Origin of the sequence: Flavobacterium notoginsengisoli, from assembly GCF_014207905.1 — a bacterium.
Lineage (GTDB): Bacteria > Bacteroidota > Bacteroidia > Flavobacteriales > Flavobacteriaceae > Flavobacterium > Flavobacterium notoginsengisoli_A.
Genome location: NZ_JACHLB010000001.1, coordinates 441,923 through 459,427, shown reverse-complemented (window position 1 = coordinate 459,427; position 17,505 = coordinate 441,923). Strand labels below are relative to the sequence as shown.

Below are 17,505 nucleotides of genomic sequence, written 5' to 3'. Positions count from 1 at the left end.
CAAATTCAATACAATCTGTGGCAAAACACAAAAAATAATGAAAAAGCTAATTCTATTCATTTTCTTCTTCGGGATTTCAGCAACAGGTTTTGGTCAGCTGAAAAGCCATTCTTTTGAAGAAATAGATAGCTTACAGCAAATTCAAAAGCGAAAAATCATTGTTTTTATTCATACCGATTGGTGTCAGTTTTGTCAAAGAATGAAAACCACCACTTTCAAAGACAAAGAAATCATGGATAAGCTTAATTCAGATTTCTATTTTATTGATTTTAATGCCGAAGAAAAACGAGATATAATCTTCCATAAACAAACCTTTAAATATCTTCCATCAGGAAATAATGTTGGAGTTCATGAGCTCGCTTTACAGCTTGGAACAACCAATAATCAAATTGTCTATCCAGTTTTGTGTGTTTTGAATGAGAAGAATGAAATAATCTTTCAGTATTCGAGCTATTTGTCTCCAAAAGATTTTCAGTTTTTGCTAGAGAAACTGCTTAAGTCAAAGTAGTATTAAATTGTTTTTTCCCGATAATATTATTCTTCCTGTAATTTTTATTAAAGTTTTTTTTAGAATAATCATTTTTAAAAATGTTTACATCGTACGTTTAATCATTATGATAAAACGTATTGAAAAACAGTTAGTTATGATTTTTTTTTGATTTTATTTTTATAACTTTAAGAGTTTTAGAATAATAAAGAAAAAACAAATTGAGTTTTAGTTTAAAATAAAAAGCATTTTTTTTTAAAGAAACGCAACCAAATCCATTTTTGGTTATCTATAATTTATAGTCAGACTTGTAAGAAATAGGGACAAAACAGAATAGATATGGGGATATTTAAAAACATTAAAACTTATTATAGAAGAAAAAAGATAATCAAGAATCAAATCGATCAATCTATTCCAAACTACGAAACTTATGATTTGGATAAGAGAACGATTGTTTTTTTTGATATTAATCTACCATCATTAGATTTAGATTCTGGTTCTAATAGACTAAGGGAGATTATTATGCTTTTTAAAAATAAAGATTATAATTGTATTATTTGCTCAAAAAATACATTTAGAGATAACCCATATGTTAAAGGGTTTAATGATTTGGGGGTCATTGTTTATGTAGAAACCAGTCAGTATCAGAATTATTTTGATTTTGTAAAAAAAATTCCAAAAGTTGATTTTTTATGGTATCACGGAGCAAGAAGTTTAAAGTATAATTTTAAGAAACTAAGAAAATCTCTTCCAGATGCGATATCTATTTTTGATATGGTTGATATTCATTTTCTTCGTTACAAAAGGGCTATTAAAATTGATCCGACGAGAATTTCACTCACAAAAAATTATATTAGATTCTTCAATATTGAAACCAAACTGGCTCAAAATGCAGATTATGTTGTCACTATTTCTGATATTGAGAAAGAAATTATGGCGAAATATATTGATAATAAAAAACTGATTACCATTTCGAATATTCATTATCAGAAAATTAAAAAAGAAGAAGCGCTGCCTTTTGAAAATCGAAAAGATATATTATTTATAGGCTCAAAACACGAGCCGAATGTCGATGCTGTTTATTATTTATATAATGAAATTATGCCAATTGTCTGGCAGCATAATCCAGAAGCAAGAGTGAATATTGTGGGTAATGTAAATGAAAAGATTAAGAATATTTCTGACCCAAGATTTATCTTTCATGGATATGTTTCAGATATAAACCGTCTTTTTACAGAAAATAAAATAATGATAGCACCTTTACGCTACGGAGCCGGAGTAAAGGGAAAAATAGGGCAGGCTTTTGAATATTATCTGCCCGTTATAACGTCTTCTGTAGGTGCGGAAGGAATGCAATTAACGCATCAAAAAAATGCTTTGATTTGTAATACTACAGAGGAATTCGCATCGTCTATAATGGAGTTGTACCATAATAAAGCTCTTTGGCTTAAATTACAGCAAAGTTCTGAAAAAAGTCTTGAACCGTTTTCTATGCGGGCTTTAGAATCTACTTTTTCAAGAATTGATAACCTTTAGTGAAAATACAGTATCCAACAATTTGTAATTTGCATCAAGACTATGATAACTGTTAAAGAATGAGGTGGCTTCCGTGCTAATTTTGGTATAGAAATCCTCATCGGTTAATAATTTCTTGATGTAATTTGCAAATTCGTCTGGATCATTAGAAACCAAACATCCATTGTTTGTTTTATTTAATAATCCGTCTACACCTCTTTCATTGCAAACTACCGGAAGTCCAAAAGATAAAGCTTCGATTACTTTGATTTTAACACCAGTTCCGCTTAACATCGGACAGATCGCAATTTTAGATTGCTGATATACGGAGTTTAAATCTTCAACAAAAGGAATTTTTTCGACATTGTCAAATTCGCCAATATAACCGCCAATTTTTCCAATCACAGCAATCTTTATTGATTTTGATAATAAAGGATACACAGCATCAAAAAACCATTTTGCAGATTTGATATTGTGTTCATTATTGCTGGCAACATAAACTAAGTCGTATTGAGGTGCGGTTTTAGAACTACTGTTTTGCGGTAATGCATGTGTTACCAAAGTAATTTCTTTATTGATAAATTGGGAGAAAACATATTTTTCTTCAGGCGAGATAACAAAAACGTTATCAAATGAACTTAAGATTTCGATTTCTTTCTGAAAGAATCTGCCTAAACGGAATTTCTTTTCTTTTTGAAATTGAGAAGTTAAAAAATCATGTGTGTCAATCATCAGTTTTGCATTTTTAAGATTCAAACCGTTTTTGACTAATTTTGACCAATAGACATAGGAAATTAAGACAACATCGTATTCATTTGCTTTTAAAATAGCATTAAAAGCATCGTAATGTCCTATTCGGGTTCTGTCAAACAGACCAATTTTTCGAGTAATTTTATTCGGAAGAGACTGGTAGAAGAAGTACTTTAATTTGTTTTTCTTTCTAATAAAAATGGGAAGTAAATAACCATTAGAAATTAGCTTTTCGTTTTTAAGATTATCTATTTCTTCTGAAGTAAATACGGTTGTAGCTACTCCAACAAAATCAACTTCAATTTTTCGATCTTTAAAATATTCCAGCAATGCCAAAGCTCTGGCGTTGTTGCCTTGAGTTTTATGAAGAGGATTTTCAGGATAGAAGTATAAAATTTTCATAGATAAAAATGACTTTTTTTAGAATAAAATAGTTTTAGAAATTAATTGGTTTTGAAGAATTGTTGATCCATTTGCTCAAAATAAGATTCAATACTAAACTTTTTCATGGCTTGTTGGTGAATTTCTTCAGGACTGAATTTGTTTGAATCCTCAATACAATTATCAAAAAAACGGAAAATATCCTCGTTTATTAGTTTTGGAAGTAAATAAGCGCCAGGCTGTTTTTCCTCAACCAATTTAGGTAAAACTCCAACTGCATTTCCTGCAATTGGCTTTCCGCAGGCAAGAGCTTCGATTGTTACCATTCCAAAACTTTCAGAATAGGAAGGATAAAAAATAATATCGGCTTTTGAATAGGCTAATTCATTAATCGTATCAATTGTTAGTCCAACCAAAACCTGAGTTTTGTTGAGGTTTGTAAAAAGCTCTGTGTTTGAAGAATTATTACAGGTAATGAGCAGTTTCCAGTCGTGTTGCATTTCGACAAGTTTTGCCAATTCTTGTAATTCGGCAATACCTTTTCCGTATTCCAATCTTCCGATGTATGCTATTGTTTTAAAATCGGTTGTTTGTTTCTTAATCGGGTAGAAATTATTCCTGTCAATACAATTCGGAACAACGGTGATTTTGTCTTTATTTATACCGTAATATTTTATAAGATCATTCTTGACGTTCGATTCTACGGCTATTATTTTCCTGGCATTTCTGCATGCAATCATTTGTAATTTTGCAACTCTGCTGAATTTGGAATCTTTTCTGCCATAATCCAATTCCATTTTATGAAAACAGCCATGCGAAATAACATAATCCGTAGGATAATAAGCCGTTGGCTCTCCATTGCTGATTACGATTTTATTTGGGCGATAATTTAACCACAGGTATGCAGTGATAAATCGAGCGATATATTTAGCTCTACGTTTTTCAAAGTGTCTGCGATTAAATAATTTCCAGTATAATTTTCCAACAAAGGTGTTTTTTAGGAAATCCTCATCGATGATTTGAGTCTGGATTTCTCTGCTTTTAAGATATTCGTCAAGATAATGAACCATGCGTTCGGCTCCACCGGCATTAGATTTTCCGTTGAGAAATACCAAATAGACTTTGCTCGTTTTTTTCATTTGAAGAAATTCTTTAGAATAAAAACCACTTTTTTTTCTCTTTCTGCCAATTGCTCTGATAAATTACTCCAAGATAAATATTGCGTAATTGCTCAATATTTAGCTGTTTTCTCTCGATTTTATATTGTTTTTTGTAATGATACACTTTAAAAAGACTTCCAATCGGAAGAATATCAATCAATCTGGTTTTCAATAAATATTCGCCATAAATGACACAATCGCTCGGAGAATAACTCTTTTGGTCTATTTGACTAAAAAATGCATCAAAATCTGTATTTAACTCTTTTAGAAATACCTCATTAAAATGTCGCCAAACATTGCAATTCCAAATATAGGGTGAAGGGCCGTAATCCCATTCCTTGCCCTTATTGCCAAAAAACGGACGGGCGTCTCTTAATGCTCTTTTAAAGAAAATAGTTTTAGAATCCATTTTAAGTCTTTCAGTCATTTCCAGTAAATCCTTCGATTCCTGCATGATGGTGTAAGGCGTATTTTCATCAAACATAAAATCGGAAATGTAAAAATCCTTTATAAAAAGAGAATCAGAATCTATGGCAACATAATTTTCGCAAATATTAAGTTTGTGCACATTACATTTTATAATTTGCTGATACCTCCAGCCTTCGGTAATAGTAGTTTTAGTTATATCAGAATCCTTGTAAACAGTATATTTCTCAAAACAATCTGATTTTAAAAGATCAAAATGTTCATCGTTTACAGAAATAACTACAGGTATATTATCTTTATTAAAATCATCGATAGAATCTAAAAGTTTGTAAGCTCTTTCAAAATCAGGTTGATAAGTTTTAATGAAAAGAATTAACTTGTGCATAGCTGAGGGAATGTTTTTAGAAAAAAGAGTAAAATTAATTGATTATTTAAACTAACGTCCAAAAAGAATAATAAATTATTTGCAAGGTTTAAATTAGTTCTGGAAAAACTATGGAAATAATTTTTCATTATTTTTGAGAATGAATTCTTCGCAAATCCAACATTTCGATTACATTTTTACTGGAACTGGACTGGCTTCTTTGATGACGGTCTACAAAATGACTTTATCTGAAAAATTTGCAGACAAATCTATTTTGTTGTTAGATCAGGATTTAAAGAAAATCAACGACAGAACTTGGTGTTTTTGGGAAAAAAAAGAGTCGGTTTGGAATTCTATTGTTTCAAAAAAATGGGATTTTGCTTTGTTTGCCAACGAAAGTTTTAAACGTAATTTGGAGTTGAATCCTTATGAATACAATCAAATTAGAGGAATTGATTTTTATAATTTTGTTTTTGAAGCAATTGCGAAACATCCAAATATTACTTTTTTGAATGAAAAAGTAACGGACATTAACGAACTCGAAACTCACGTTTTTGTTGGAACTGAAGAAAACAGATATACTTCAGATTATCTTTTCAACAGTATTTATACTAAGGCTTTGGCCGAAAGTCAAACGAAATATCCAATTTTGCAACAGCACTTCATCGGTTGGTTTGTAAAATCTGAAAAAGAAGTTTTTAATCCAGAGCAAGCCACATTTATGGATTTTTCGGTAGAACAAAAGGGAAATACCAGATTTATGTATGTTTTGCCAACTTCTAAAACCGAAGCTTTGGTAGAATATACTTTGTTCTCAGAAAAACTGCTTTCCAAAGAAGAATATGAAAGCGAAATTGAACTTTATCTACAAAAACTTGGGGCAAATCAATTTGAAATTCTGGAAAAAGAGCAAGGAAGCATTCCCATGACATGTTATCCTTTTTGGAAAAAGAACACCAAAAGAGTCTTGAATATTGGAACTGCCGGCGGATGGACAAAAGCTAGCACAGGTTATACTTTTAAAAACTCAGATAAAAAATCTTCACAGTTAATTGAATTTCTTCAAAACGAAAATCTCAGAATGAAAGATTTTCATCAAAAAAGCCGATTTTGGTTTTACGATTTATTGCTTTTGGATATTCTCCATAAAAATAATGAATTGGGAAGTTCTATTTTTTCTTCGTTATTCAAGAAAGGAAGTCCTGATTTAATTTTTAAGTTTTTAGACGAAGAAACTAACTTCATTGAAGATTTAAAGGTGATTTTAAAATGTCCAACGATACCTTTTTTAAAGGCTTTATTTCGAGTGATATTTAAGTAAAAAGAGTCTTAATTAAGGCTTTTTATTTTATAACTTTCCTACTTTCGACTAAATCAATAGAACTATAACAAAACTTTATACTTCAAATTAACTAGTTGCGAGTAAACTTCGTAACTTTGCGGTTCAAAAGTAAAATTTAAAAGACAAGAATATGTATCCACTAGACATGGTAAAACCAATGGAAGCTGAATTAACAGCTGCAGGTTTTCAAGATTTACATAGTGCTGAAGCTGTTGAGAATGCTATCAAAGCTGAAGGTACCACTTTAGTTGTTGTAAACTCTGTTTGCGGTTGTGCTGCAAGAAATGCACGTCCGGGAGCAAAAATGAGTTTAGAAGGAGCTAAAAAACCAGATCACCTTATTACAGTTTTCGCTGGTGTTGACAAAGAAGCTGTTGATGCTGCAAGACAACATATGTTTCCTTTTCCTCCATCATCGCCATCTATGGCTTTGTTCAAAAACGGAGAATTGGTTCACATGTTAGAGCGTCACCACATCGAAGGACGTCCAGCTGAATTAATCGCTGAGAATTTGCAAGATGCGTTTAACGAGTTTTGTTAATTTTTTTAAGAGGCTAAGGTTCTGAGATGCTAAGATTCTAAGGTTTTTTTAGGTTCAAAGTGTCAAAGATACAGAGGTACAAAGATTAAAAAAGAGGTGTTTCATTTTGAAACACCTCTTTTTTAATTTATGTATGTTCCGTAGGAACATCTCGTCGGTAGAAAAAATTGTATTGTTGCGATTTACGTTCCGTAGGAACGTCTGGTTTTGACATCGTTTTTAATGAATCCAATAATATCAAACGTTCCTACGGAACGTAAATGTGGACGATCACCATTTTTTTTTCTACCGACGAAACATTCCTACGGAATGATTGCATGATGTGAAAAATCAAAAAAGCCAAGCTTTTATTAAATATGCTGAGAAACCTTAGAACCTCAGCATCTCAGCATCTCAGAACCTTAGAACCTCAAAACTAAAAACTCCACCCTCCGCCAAGCGCTTTATACAACTGAACCATAGAACTCAATTGTTTCTGAGTTAATTGCGAAAGGCTTAATTGCGCTTCAAACAAAGATCTTTGCGCGTCCAAAACTTCAAGGTATGAAACATAACCGTTATAATATCTCGCATTCGATAAATCATAGTTTTTTTGAGCGGCTACGACTTGTCGGTTTCTGGCGGTCCATTCTTCTTTGTACATCGCTGTGTTTTGAAGTGAGTTTTCCACTTCTGCAATAGCAGTTAAATACGTTTTTTGAAAATTGAACTTCATTTCTTCGGCCAATTTTCGGTTGTAATCCACACGGCGTTTGTTTTTTCCAAAATTGAAAATTGGTCCGGTAATTCCGCCGCCAACATTTTGGATATAAGAACCATCATTAAATAAATCATTAACCATAATGTTGGTAAAACCTGCGATTGCCGAAATATTGAAAGACGGATATCGCATCGCCTGCGCAACACCGATTCTTTCAAAAGCCGCTTTATATAAATATTCCTGACGTTTGACATCGGGTCTGTTTTCTAACAAAGCAGAAGGAACTGAATTTGGAAATTCAGTCAAAATCAATAATTCACTATTGGTTTTTCCTCTCGGAATAGCTTGCGGAACTTGTCCAATCAAAACCGAAATAGCATTTTCTAAAGCCGTAATCTGTCTTTTGATTAACGGAATATTCGCTTCGGCAATAGCAACCTGCTGTTCGATTTGTACTTTATCCAATTCGGCAACATAACCGCTTATAAAACGTTCGTTGATTATATCGTATGCTTTTTGTCTTGATTCTAAAGTATGAACAGTGATTTCCAATTGATTGTCAAAGTCACGCAATTCGAAGTAAGAAATAGCAATATTGCTCACGATGTTGGATAAAATTACCTTTCGGGCTTCGTCGGTAGCTAAAAGTTCATTCTGCAATGCTATTTTCTGGTGGCGGTATTTTCCCCAAAAATCCAATTCCCAAGACATATTGGCTAATGCCGCTGAAGGCCATTGAAAAGTCTGCGCAGTATTAACCTGACCAGAATACTGAAAAGATGGATATAAATCGGCTTTTGCCATTCCGAGATTCGCCTGAACTTGTTCTAAACGAGCAATAGCAATTTTAAGATCATAATTGTTCTGGATTCCTTTTTCGATTAAACCAATTAAAACATCATCATTAAAAATCGTTGACCATTTTATAGTCGTAACCGATTTTGTAGTATCAGCAGGTTGGTTGCTATATCGAAACGAATCTGCCTGAGGCTGTTCTGGTTGGGTATATTTTGGTCCGACCATACATCCGTAAGGAAAAACAGCTATCAAAAAGAGCGCTAAAAATATCTTTAGGGTTTTCATTGTTTTTCTGTTTTAGGTTCATCGGTTTCCTCGGTTTTTTTCTTTCCGAATGTTTCAATAAAAACAAACAACACTGGAATTAAACAAACACCTAGAATGGTCGCCACCAGCATTCCGCTGAATACGGTCATTCCCATAACTTTTCTAGCTTGAGCTCCGGCACCAGTTGCAGTCAATAAAGGAACAACTCCCAAAATGAAAGCAAAAGCAGTCATCAAAATAGGGCGGAAGCGCAGTTTTGCGGCATACAAAGCTGCATCTTTTGCAGGCATTCCTTTTTCGTATTCCTCTTTGGCAAATTCTACAATCAGAATCGCATTTTTCGCCGCCAGTCCAATAAGCATTACCAATCCGATCTGGGCAAAAACGTTGTTTACATAATCGGGACTCAGCAAGCGACAGATGTATAGACCAAGAAAAGCTCCAAAAACAGCAAAAGGCGTTCCGAGTAAAACACTGAAAGGCAGTTTCCAGCTTTCATATTGTGCGGCGAGAATTAAAAACACAAAAAGCAATGCCATCAGGAAAACGGTATTTCCTTTTCCTTCGGCTTGTTTTTCCTGATAACTCATGTTCGCCCATTCATACCCCATACCTGCGGGCAACACTTTTTCAGCAGTTTCCTGTAAAGCAGTCATGGCTTGCGCCGAAGTAAATCCGGGAGCAGGAGTACCGCCAATTTCGGCAGCACGGTACAAATTGAAACGAGTTGTAAATTCTGGTCCGCTCACTTTTCGGATTGTGGCTATACTTGTGATCGGAATCATTTTGTTGTCTTTGCTCCGAACAAATATCTTATTGATATCTTCGGGATTTACAGTATAACTTGGATCAGCCTGAAGCAGTACGATATACTGTCGCCCAAATTTGTTGAATTCATTAATATATTGTCCTCCTAAACTAGCTCCAATGGCGAGATTGACATCAGATAAAGAAAGATTGAGTTCGGTTACTTTTTCCCGATCGATGTCCAGACTAATCTGTGGCACATTCGGATTAAATGTCGTTCGAATCGTTCCAATTTCGGGTCTCTTTTTGGCTTCGGCCATAAATTGCTGTGCATTTGCAAAAAGATACTCTGGCGTATTTCCTTCCCGATCCTGAAGCATCATTGAGAATCCGGCGGCATTTCCAATTCCGGTAATAGGCGGAGGGCCAAAGGCAAAGACAGTAGCTTCGGGAATTCCGAAAACCACTTTTCCGTTGACTTCTTTTAGAATTTGAAAAACATCTTGTTCACGTTCTTTCCATTCTTTTAAGGCGACAAAGAAAAATCCGTTATTGGTGGCAACGGAGTTTTTGATTAAACTGAATCCGGCAACCGAAGTATAATATTCAACACCCTGATTCTGCGATAAAATATGTTCTACTTTCTGAATCACTTTTCCTGTTCTTTCTAAAGAAGATGCACCGGGAAGTTCAATATTCACAAACATATATCCCTGATCTTCTTCGGGTACAAAACCGCCCGGAATTTTTCCTCCCAAAAGAATAATCGCCCCAACGACAATTCCGATGAAAATCAAACTTCGGGCAGTTTTTTTAATTAGAAAACCAGAAAATCCAGTGTATCTGTTAGTGAAAGCTCCAAATTTTTTATTAAACCATCCAAAGAATTTTCCGAGCCAGCCTTTTGCTTCCTGATTGGGTTTTAGTAAAAGAGAACATAAAGCCGGACTTAAAGTTAAAGCACTTAATGCAGAGAAAATCACCGATATAGCAATGGTAATTGCAAATTGCTGGTACAATCTTCCCGTGATTCCGGGTGTCAAAGCTACCGGAATAAATACGGCGGTTAATACAATTGCAATCGCAATTACAGGTCCAGAAACTTCTTTCATTGCCTGATTCGTTGCTTCCCGAGGCGACATTCCCTGTTCGATATGATGCATTACGGCTTCAACCACCACAATGGCATCGTCGACGACAATTCCAATCGCAAGAACTAATCCTAAAAGGGAAAGTACATTTATGGAAAATCCGAGTAACGGAAAAAGCATAAAAACCCCAATCAGCGATACGGGAACAGTCAAAAGCGGAATTAAAGTCGCACGCCAGTTTTGGAGAAAGATAAAAACCACGATAATTACCAGAATAATCGCTTCTACCAAAGTATGCATGATTTCGTTGATTCCCTCAGAAATGGCGAGAGTCGTATCTAATGAAACTCGGTATTTTAAATCCTGCGGAAATCTTTTGCTGAGTCTTTCAATCGTATTTTTTACATTTTCGGCAACTTCGAGTGCATTCGAACCTGGCATTTGTTTGATTCCGATTGTTCCGGCAGGATTTCCGTTTAATTTGGCAATCGAAGCATAACTTTCGGTTCCTAAAGTTACCGTTCCAATATCTTTTAAACGAACCTGTTGATTGCTGATATTCGATTTTAAAATAATGTTTTCAAAATCTTCTGGATTGACCAAACGGTCTTTCAGCATTACGTTATAAGTAAACTCATTATTTTCAGTTGCTGGCGGAGCACCAAATTTTCCTCCGGGCGCAATAGCATTTTGATCCTGAATCGATCTTATAATATCAGGAACAGTCAAATTGTATTTCGCCATGATATCGGGCTTGACCCAAATTCGCATTGCATAATTACTTCCTCCGTAAAGGGTAACTTCTCCAACTCCTTTTATACGTGCCAAGGCATCTACAATGTTGATGTTGGCATAATTGGTCAGGAAGTTTCCGTCGAAAGTTTTGTTAGGAGAATACAAAGACAAAATCAGCATGGGCATGGAGAGCGACTTTTTGGTCGTAACTCCCGTCGTCTTAACGTCGTTTGGAAGTTTGTTGGTTGCTTCGTTAACACGGTTCTGTGTCAGCATGGTGGCGTTATCCAGATCGGTTCCCATATCGAAAGTAATATTTAACGTCATACTCCCATCACCTGTGTTGGTAGATTGCATGTAAAGCATGTTTTCAACTCCGTTTACCTTTTGTTCGATTGGCGTGGCGACAGCTTGCTCAACGTTTAGAGCATTTGCACCACGATAACTTGTTGAAACTTGTACCAAAGGCGGTGCAATTTCAGGATATTGGGCGATAGGAGTCGAAAGGACAGAAAGACCTCCAATTAAAACAATGAAAATGGAGAGAACAATAGCTACGATTGGTCTGCGTACAAAGAAATTATCCATAATCTAGTTGTTTAGAGATGATGCAATCTGCTTTTTATCTTTGTCGGCAACATAAGGAACCGGAACAACTGTCGATCCGGGCTGAATAAACTGATTCCCAATAATGGCTACTTTTTCGTCGGGTTTTAAGCCTTTGGTAATAATCCAGTCGACACCAATTTTCTGACCGACTTCGACCATTCGGGTTTGAATAGTATTTTTATTGTCTATGATGGAAACCTGAAAAAGCCCCTGAATTTCAGTTACGGCTTTTTGCGGTACAACGATAGCATCTTTTTGGGTACGAATTAAAACACGGACTTTTGCAAATTGTCCCGAGCGTAAAGTACCGTCGGGATTTGGAAACTGTGCTTCAATAGTTACAGTTCCAGTTGTGGGATCTATTTTGGTGTCGGAGAAATTTAAAGAACCTTTGTATGGATGTGTGCTTCCGTCTGAAAGAATTAAAGAAAGATCGGTAATACGTTCTCCCGCTTTGACTTGTTTTTGGTAACGAAGGTAGTCGGCTTCGCTTACTGTAAACTGAACTCTGACTTTTTCCAGTTTGGAAACGGTATTGAGTTTAGAATCATTTCCAATTCGGGTAATATAGTCTCCCAATCTGGCATTCGAAAGTCCGATAACGCCATCAATCGGAGATTTAATATCACAATAGCTTCGTTCAATCTGCTGATTTCTTAAACTGGCCTGAACGCTGTTTAAGTTAGAACGTGCAGCTTTGTCTTTCGCGACAGCGGCATCCAGTTCCCGTTTACTTACGGCATTCATATCAGCAAGTGGGCGAATTCTTTTTAGTTCTTCTTCTGCGTTTACCAAATTACTTTGTGCGCCAGCCACTTGTCCGCGAACTTGCTCTACTTTGGTATCATATTCTAACGGGTCGATGGTATACAATAGTTGGCCCTTTTTGACTCTTTGGCCTTCTTTAAAATGAATTCCGGTCAGGATACCATCGACTCTGGCGATTAATTCAATGTCTAAATCTCCAAAAGTTTGCCCCGCAAAATCTTTGTAAATGGGGACATCTTCACTTTTGACCGTGACAAACGGAGCCTGCATTGGAGGCGGCGCTTTGGGTTGTTCTTTTTTACAGGAAATAGTAGTTAAGGTTAAAAGGAAGAAGAGGGGAAGGATTGGTTTTGGTAGTTTTAAAGCATTCATAATCACAAATGTTAAAATTGTACCACATAAATTTAAGGAAAATTTGTAACGAATTGATAAACAGTGGTTGTTTTTTGTTAATGCAATAAAGTTGCGATTTTAAATTTAGTAAACAATTAAATTTAAATGAACTTATATCCCTTATATGGTTTCAAAAGTCAGCCATTTTTATTGTTTTTAAAATTGAAAAGAAAGACTTACCTTTGCGCCCGAATTTATTCCATCTTATAGATTCATAATTAATTTATTCTTAACTTAAAACTGTTTATAGCATGCAACTGTATAACACTTTAAGCGCAGAAGAAAGAGCTATCATGATCGATGATGCTGGTAAACAACGACTAACGTTGTCTTTCTATGCGTATGCCAAAATTCAAGATCCACAAAAATTTCGTAACGATTTATTCATTGCCTGGAATGCACTAGATGCATTGGGAAGAATTTATGTTGCTACGGAAGGAATTAATGCTCAGATGAGTGTTCCTGCCGAAAATTTTGAAGCTTTTAGAGAGACTCTGGAAGTTTACGATTTCATGAAAGACATACGATTGAATGTTGCTGTAGAACAAGACGATCATTCCTTTTTAAAATTGACGATCAAAGTGCGTCATAAAATCGTTGCCGACGGTTTAAATGATGATACTTTTGATGTTACTAATATTGGCGTTCACTTAAAGGCCAAAGAATTCAACGAAATCCTTGATGATCCAAATACGATTGTAGTCGATTTTAGAAATCACTACGAAAGTGAAGTTGGACATTTCAAAGGTGCTATTACTCCAGATGTGGAGACTTTCAGAGAGAGTTTACCAATTATCAACGAACAGCTTAAAGATCACAAAGACGATAAAAATCTGGTAATGTACTGTACTGGAGGAATTCGTTGTGAAAAAGCGAGTGCATATTTCAAACACCAAGGTTTCAAAAACGTTTATCAATTAGAAGGCGGAATTATTAATTACGCTAAACAATTGAAAGAAGAAGGTTTGGAAAGTAAATTCATTGGTAAAAACTTCGTATTTGATAATCGTCTGGGCGAAAGAATTACAGATGATATTATTTCGCAATGCCACCAATGCGGAAAACCTTGCGACAATCACACTAATTGTGAAAATGATGGCTGTCATTTATTGTTCATTCAGTGCGATGACTGTAAAGCCGCAATGGAAAATTGCTGTTCTACAGAATGTCTTGAAATCATCCACATGCCTTTGGTAGATCAGGTTCGTTTAAGAACAGGTAAACAAGTTGGAAACAAAGTGTTCAGAAAAGGTAAATCTGAAAACCTTAAATTCAAACATTCAGGTGAATTGCCGGAGACTGCTTTAGCGACAGCACAAAAACCAGCGGATATTCGTCAGAAAATAAAAGTAAAGAAAGTACTTCTTGGAAAAGCCGAGCATTACTATGTAAAAGCGCAAGTTGGACAGTTTACTATCGAAAACCAAGAGTTAAACAGCGGTGATAAAATCTTAATTTCCGGACCAACTACAGGCGATCAGGAAATGGTTTTGAATAGAATCATTGTTAACGGTGCAGAAACTCAAACTGCTAAAATTGGTGATAAAGTTACTTTTGAGGTTCCTTTCAGAATTAGATTGTCTGATAAAGTATATAAGATTTTAGAATAGTTTATCAATTGTGAATCAAGCACAGAAAAGATATGTTTAGGATATTTTTAGTTTTATTTTTTGCATGTTTTTCAGTAAAAGCTCAACAGAATAAATTACCAATTCCGACAAAATCTTTTATAGAGAAGCTTAAGAATAAAGATAATCCCGAAGAGGAGTATTTTACAAAGTATCTCGGCAAAAAATCGGAGCGTATCTTGAAACGATTTAGTGAATCAAAAGATGTTTGCGCTAAAGAATTTGAATTTAAAACAGGAATCAAACTGAAAAGTGATTCCTGTTCTGAAACTGGTTCAGATGTTGAAATCGTTTTTTTAAACTATCCAAAAAGCGAAGTAATTAAATTTGTCGAGTGGTTTTTCAATACAAATGATAATATTTGGAATAAGTCAAAAACCAAATACCAGCCAAAAGAGGAAGAGGCTGGTTGTTATTTTGAAATCAAGGAATCTAAGAGTAAAATAATTCTTAGTTATTACTGTGGTTGCTAAACCATTGAATAGATAGTCTTACAAAAGCGATAAATATTTAATCTATCATTTTTTTGTAGGATTAGTTTTTCAAAATTGTAAATTAGCGGTTTTAAACCCTAATTTACAATGTCGCATTCTTTTTCCAAATTATGGATTCACACCATTTGGGCAACCAAAAATCGTAAAGAATTAATTGATTTTTCGATTGAGAAACGGGTACACAATTATATTCACGATGAATTAATTGAGCTCGGTTGTCCAGTTAGAATCATAAATGGAATGCCTGATCATGTACATGTTTTATTTTTACTAAATCCACAAAAATCTATTTCAGATGTTATTCGTCAAGCGAAAGGAGGTTCTTCTCATTGCATAAATGGAGAAAATCTAATTCCTGAAAAATTTGCTTGGCAAACTGGTTATGCAGCTTTTGCAGTAAGCGAATCACAGTTAGATGCTGTTTATAATTATATAAAAAATCAAAAGCAGCATCACCTCAAAAAGAACGGACAACAGGAATTTGACGAGTTTGTAAAACTACACGGGTTTGAAAATTCAACCAATATATAGACAAAAATACCACAATACAATATAAACATAGCCCACGGTTGAAACGTGGGTACACAATGCAAATCCTTAACGTTGCATAACGATCAACGTTTCCCACGGTTGAAACCGTGGGCTATGTTTGATAAAGATTGCGCAACGATTTACAAGTAATCTTTTAAAATTAAACTATGATATAAATCATAGAAATCTAGTATAGCTCCACATTATTTTTGTCAATTGTTAGATGACTGATTAAAAAATCATTTCATTGAAATAATAGAATCAAAAATGACAATTAACAATACAATTGAACTCATGTCTCCAGCTGGAGACTTTGAGTCACTTCAGGCGGCCTTAGATAATGGCTGTGATTCCGTATATTTTGGAGTTGAACAACTTAACATGCGTGCACGTTCCACAGCCAATTTTACGATTGATGATTTAAAAGAAATTGCCAGTCGATGTGAAGCCAAAAATGTTCGTAGCTATCTTACCTTAAACACGATTATTTACGATCACGATTTATCAGTCGTAAAAACATTATTGACGAAAGCTAAAGAAGCCAATATTACTGCCGTAATTGCTTCTGATCAAGCTGTCATTGCAATGGCAAGATCTATCGGAATGGAAATACATATTTCAACGCAGTTGAATGTGACCAATATCGAAACAATTAAATTCTATAGTTTGTTTGCCGATACAATGGTTTTAAGCCGTGAATTGAGTTTGCGTCAAGTAAAGAAAATCACTGAACAAATTGAAAAAGAACAGATTAAAGGTCCGAACGGAAATTTAGTCGAAATCGAGATTTTTGGTCATGGTGCTTTGTGTATGGCAGTTTCAGGAAAATGTTATTTGAGTTTACATTCGCATAATTCATCTGCAAATCGTGGCGCCTGCAAACAAAACTGTCGAAAAAAATATACGGTTATCGATCAGGAAACTGGTTTTGAAATTGAATTGGACAACGAATATATGATGTCGCCAAAAGATTTGTGCACTTTGGATTTCTTAGATCAGGTTATCGATTCTGGAATTAAAGTTTTAAAAATTGAAGGCCGTGGCCGTGCGCCCGAATATGTAGCAACGGTAACCAAAACCTATCGCAAAGCTATTGATGCGTATTATGATGGTACTTTTTCAAAAGAAAAAACGTCAGAATGGATGAAATCTTTGGAAACCGTTTACAATCGCGGTTTTTGGTCTGGTTATTATCTGGGACAAGAATTGGGAGAATGGAGCGATATTCCAGGGTCTGCAGCGACGCAGAAAAAGGTTTATGTGGGTAAAGGAACACATTATTTTCCAAAAGCTGAGGTTGGACAATTTAAGATTGAAGCTTACGATATTAAAATTGGTGATAAAATCTTAGTTACAGGACCAAGTACAGGTGCTCAGGAAATGATTATTGATGAAATGTTTGTGAACGATATTGCGGGAGAAAAAGCAACAAAAGGTGATGATTGCAGTTTCAAATTACCTTTCAGAATCAGAATGTCTGACAAACTGTATAAAATTGTTGAGGTATAATGGTTGTTATTACTTTACAAAGAGATAAATGCATTGGCTGTAACTATTGCGTTGAAATGAATCCTGTTCATTTTCAAATGTCCAAAAAAGATGGGAAATCGGTTTTGATTCATTCGCAGAATGCAAAAGGCTTTTTTACTTTGAAATCTCCCAATCGTGCCATTGTTGAAAGTTGTGAATTGGCGGCGAAAGCTTGTCCAGTGAAGATTATTACGGTTAAGGAAATTTAATAAAAACAAACCCTATTTTGTAACGAGACAAAGTAGGGT

The 17,505-nt window shown here is 34.8% G+C and carries 15 protein-coding genes; 9 read left to right on the top strand and 6 right to left on the bottom strand.

The genetic code is table 11. The features are described 5' to 3' along the window. The first annotated feature begins 37 nt into the window (after positions 1-37). On the top strand, positions 38-508 hold the full coding sequence (locus HNP35_RS01935; RefSeq protein WP_184158958.1) for a thioredoxin family protein: 471 nt from the start codon (positions 38-40) through the stop codon (positions 506-508). 318 nt (positions 509-826) lie between these two features. Further along, positions 827-2,023, top strand: a complete 1,197-nt coding sequence (locus HNP35_RS01930) for a glycosyltransferase (RefSeq protein ID WP_184158960.1) — start codon at positions 827-829, stop codon at positions 2,021-2,023. On the opposite strand, the gene HNP35_RS01925 is transcribed toward HNP35_RS01930, so the two are convergent. Genes HNP35_RS01925 through HNP35_RS01915 form a run of 3 tightly spaced genes read right to left on the bottom strand, consistent with a single transcriptional unit; the run spans position 2,003 to position 5,104 of the window. Then, positions 2,003-3,154, bottom strand: coding sequence for a glycosyltransferase (locus HNP35_RS01925; RefSeq protein WP_184158962.1), 1,152 nt, complete (start codon positions 3,152-3,154; stop codon positions 2,003-2,005). The two genes, HNP35_RS01930 and HNP35_RS01925, sit on opposite strands and share 21 nt — an antisense overlap. Positions 3,155-3,195: 41 nt before the next feature. Further along, positions 3,196-4,272: a glycosyltransferase family 4 protein gene (locus HNP35_RS01920; protein ID WP_184158964.1), complete on the bottom strand. Its 1,077-nt coding sequence runs from the start codon at positions 4,270-4,272 to the stop codon at positions 3,196-3,198. Between the two features lie 13 nt (positions 4,273-4,285). Next, complete coding sequence (locus HNP35_RS01915) at positions 4,286-5,104, bottom strand: DUF6492 family protein (protein ID WP_184158966.1); 819 nt, start codon at positions 5,102-5,104, stop codon at positions 4,286-4,288. A gap of 139 nt (positions 5,105-5,243) precedes the next feature. Between HNP35_RS01915 and HNP35_RS01910 the strand changes: the two genes are divergently transcribed. Both HNP35_RS01910 and HNP35_RS01905 read left to right on the top strand, forming a co-directional pair. After that, positions 5,244-6,404, top strand: a complete 1,161-nt coding sequence (locus HNP35_RS01910) for a lycopene cyclase family protein (RefSeq protein WP_184158968.1) — start codon at positions 5,244-5,246, stop codon at positions 6,402-6,404. A 151-nt stretch (positions 6,405-6,555) separates the two neighbouring features. After that, the gene (locus HNP35_RS01905) at positions 6,556-6,966 is read left to right on the top strand and encodes a BrxA/BrxB family bacilliredoxin (RefSeq protein WP_179003802.1); all 411 of its coding nucleotides are present in this window, start codon (positions 6,556-6,558) and stop codon (positions 6,964-6,966) included. 415 nt (positions 6,967-7,381) lie between these two features. Here HNP35_RS01905 and HNP35_RS01900 read toward each other — a convergent pair whose 3' ends face one another. From HNP35_RS01900 to HNP35_RS01890, 3 genes are read right to left on the bottom strand one after another with little or no spacing between them, the layout of a single operon-like run. Beyond that, a complete protein-coding gene (locus HNP35_RS01900) occupies positions 7,382-8,749 on the bottom strand; it encodes an efflux transporter outer membrane subunit (RefSeq protein WP_184158969.1) in 1,368 nt (455 codons plus the stop codon). Beyond that, the gene (locus HNP35_RS01895) at positions 8,746-11,892 is read right to left on the bottom strand and encodes an efflux RND transporter permease subunit (RefSeq protein ID WP_184158971.1); all 3,147 of its coding nucleotides are present in this window, start codon (positions 11,890-11,892) and stop codon (positions 8,746-8,748) included. The genes HNP35_RS01900 and HNP35_RS01895 overlap by 4 nt, the downstream gene beginning before the upstream one ends. A gap of 3 nt (positions 11,893-11,895) precedes the next feature. Further along, entirely contained in the window at positions 11,896-13,053 is a 1,158-nt protein-coding gene (locus HNP35_RS01890; RefSeq protein WP_184158973.1) for an efflux RND transporter periplasmic adaptor subunit, read from the bottom strand. A gap of 272 nt (positions 13,054-13,325) precedes the next feature. On the opposite strand from HNP35_RS01890, the gene HNP35_RS01885 reads away from it, so the two are divergent. The 5 genes from HNP35_RS01885 (at position 13,326) to HNP35_RS01865 (ending at position 17,466) form a co-directional block, all read left to right on the top strand. Beyond that, entirely contained in the window at positions 13,326-14,684 is a 1,359-nt protein-coding gene (locus tag HNP35_RS01885) for a rhodanese-related sulfurtransferase (RefSeq protein WP_184158975.1), read from the top strand. Between the two features lie 32 nt (positions 14,685-14,716). Beyond that, entirely contained in the window at positions 14,717-15,175 is a 459-nt protein-coding gene (locus HNP35_RS01880; protein ID WP_184158977.1) for a hypothetical protein, read from the top strand. A 108-nt stretch (positions 15,176-15,283) separates the two neighbouring features. Beyond that, on the top strand, positions 15,284-15,727 hold the full coding sequence (gene tnpA, locus HNP35_RS01875) for an IS200/IS605 family transposase (RefSeq protein WP_184158979.1): 444 nt from the start codon (positions 15,284-15,286) through the stop codon (positions 15,725-15,727). A gap of 267 nt (positions 15,728-15,994) precedes the next feature. Beyond that, complete coding sequence (locus HNP35_RS01870) at positions 15,995-17,236, top strand: peptidase U32 family protein (RefSeq protein WP_184158981.1); 1,242 nt, start codon at positions 15,995-15,997, stop codon at positions 17,234-17,236. Further along, positions 17,236-17,466, top strand: a complete 231-nt coding sequence (locus HNP35_RS01865; protein ID WP_184158983.1) for a ferredoxin — start codon at positions 17,236-17,238, stop codon at positions 17,464-17,466. The genes HNP35_RS01870 and HNP35_RS01865 overlap by 1 nt, the downstream gene beginning before the upstream one ends. Positions 17,467-17,505 lie beyond the last annotated feature (39 nt).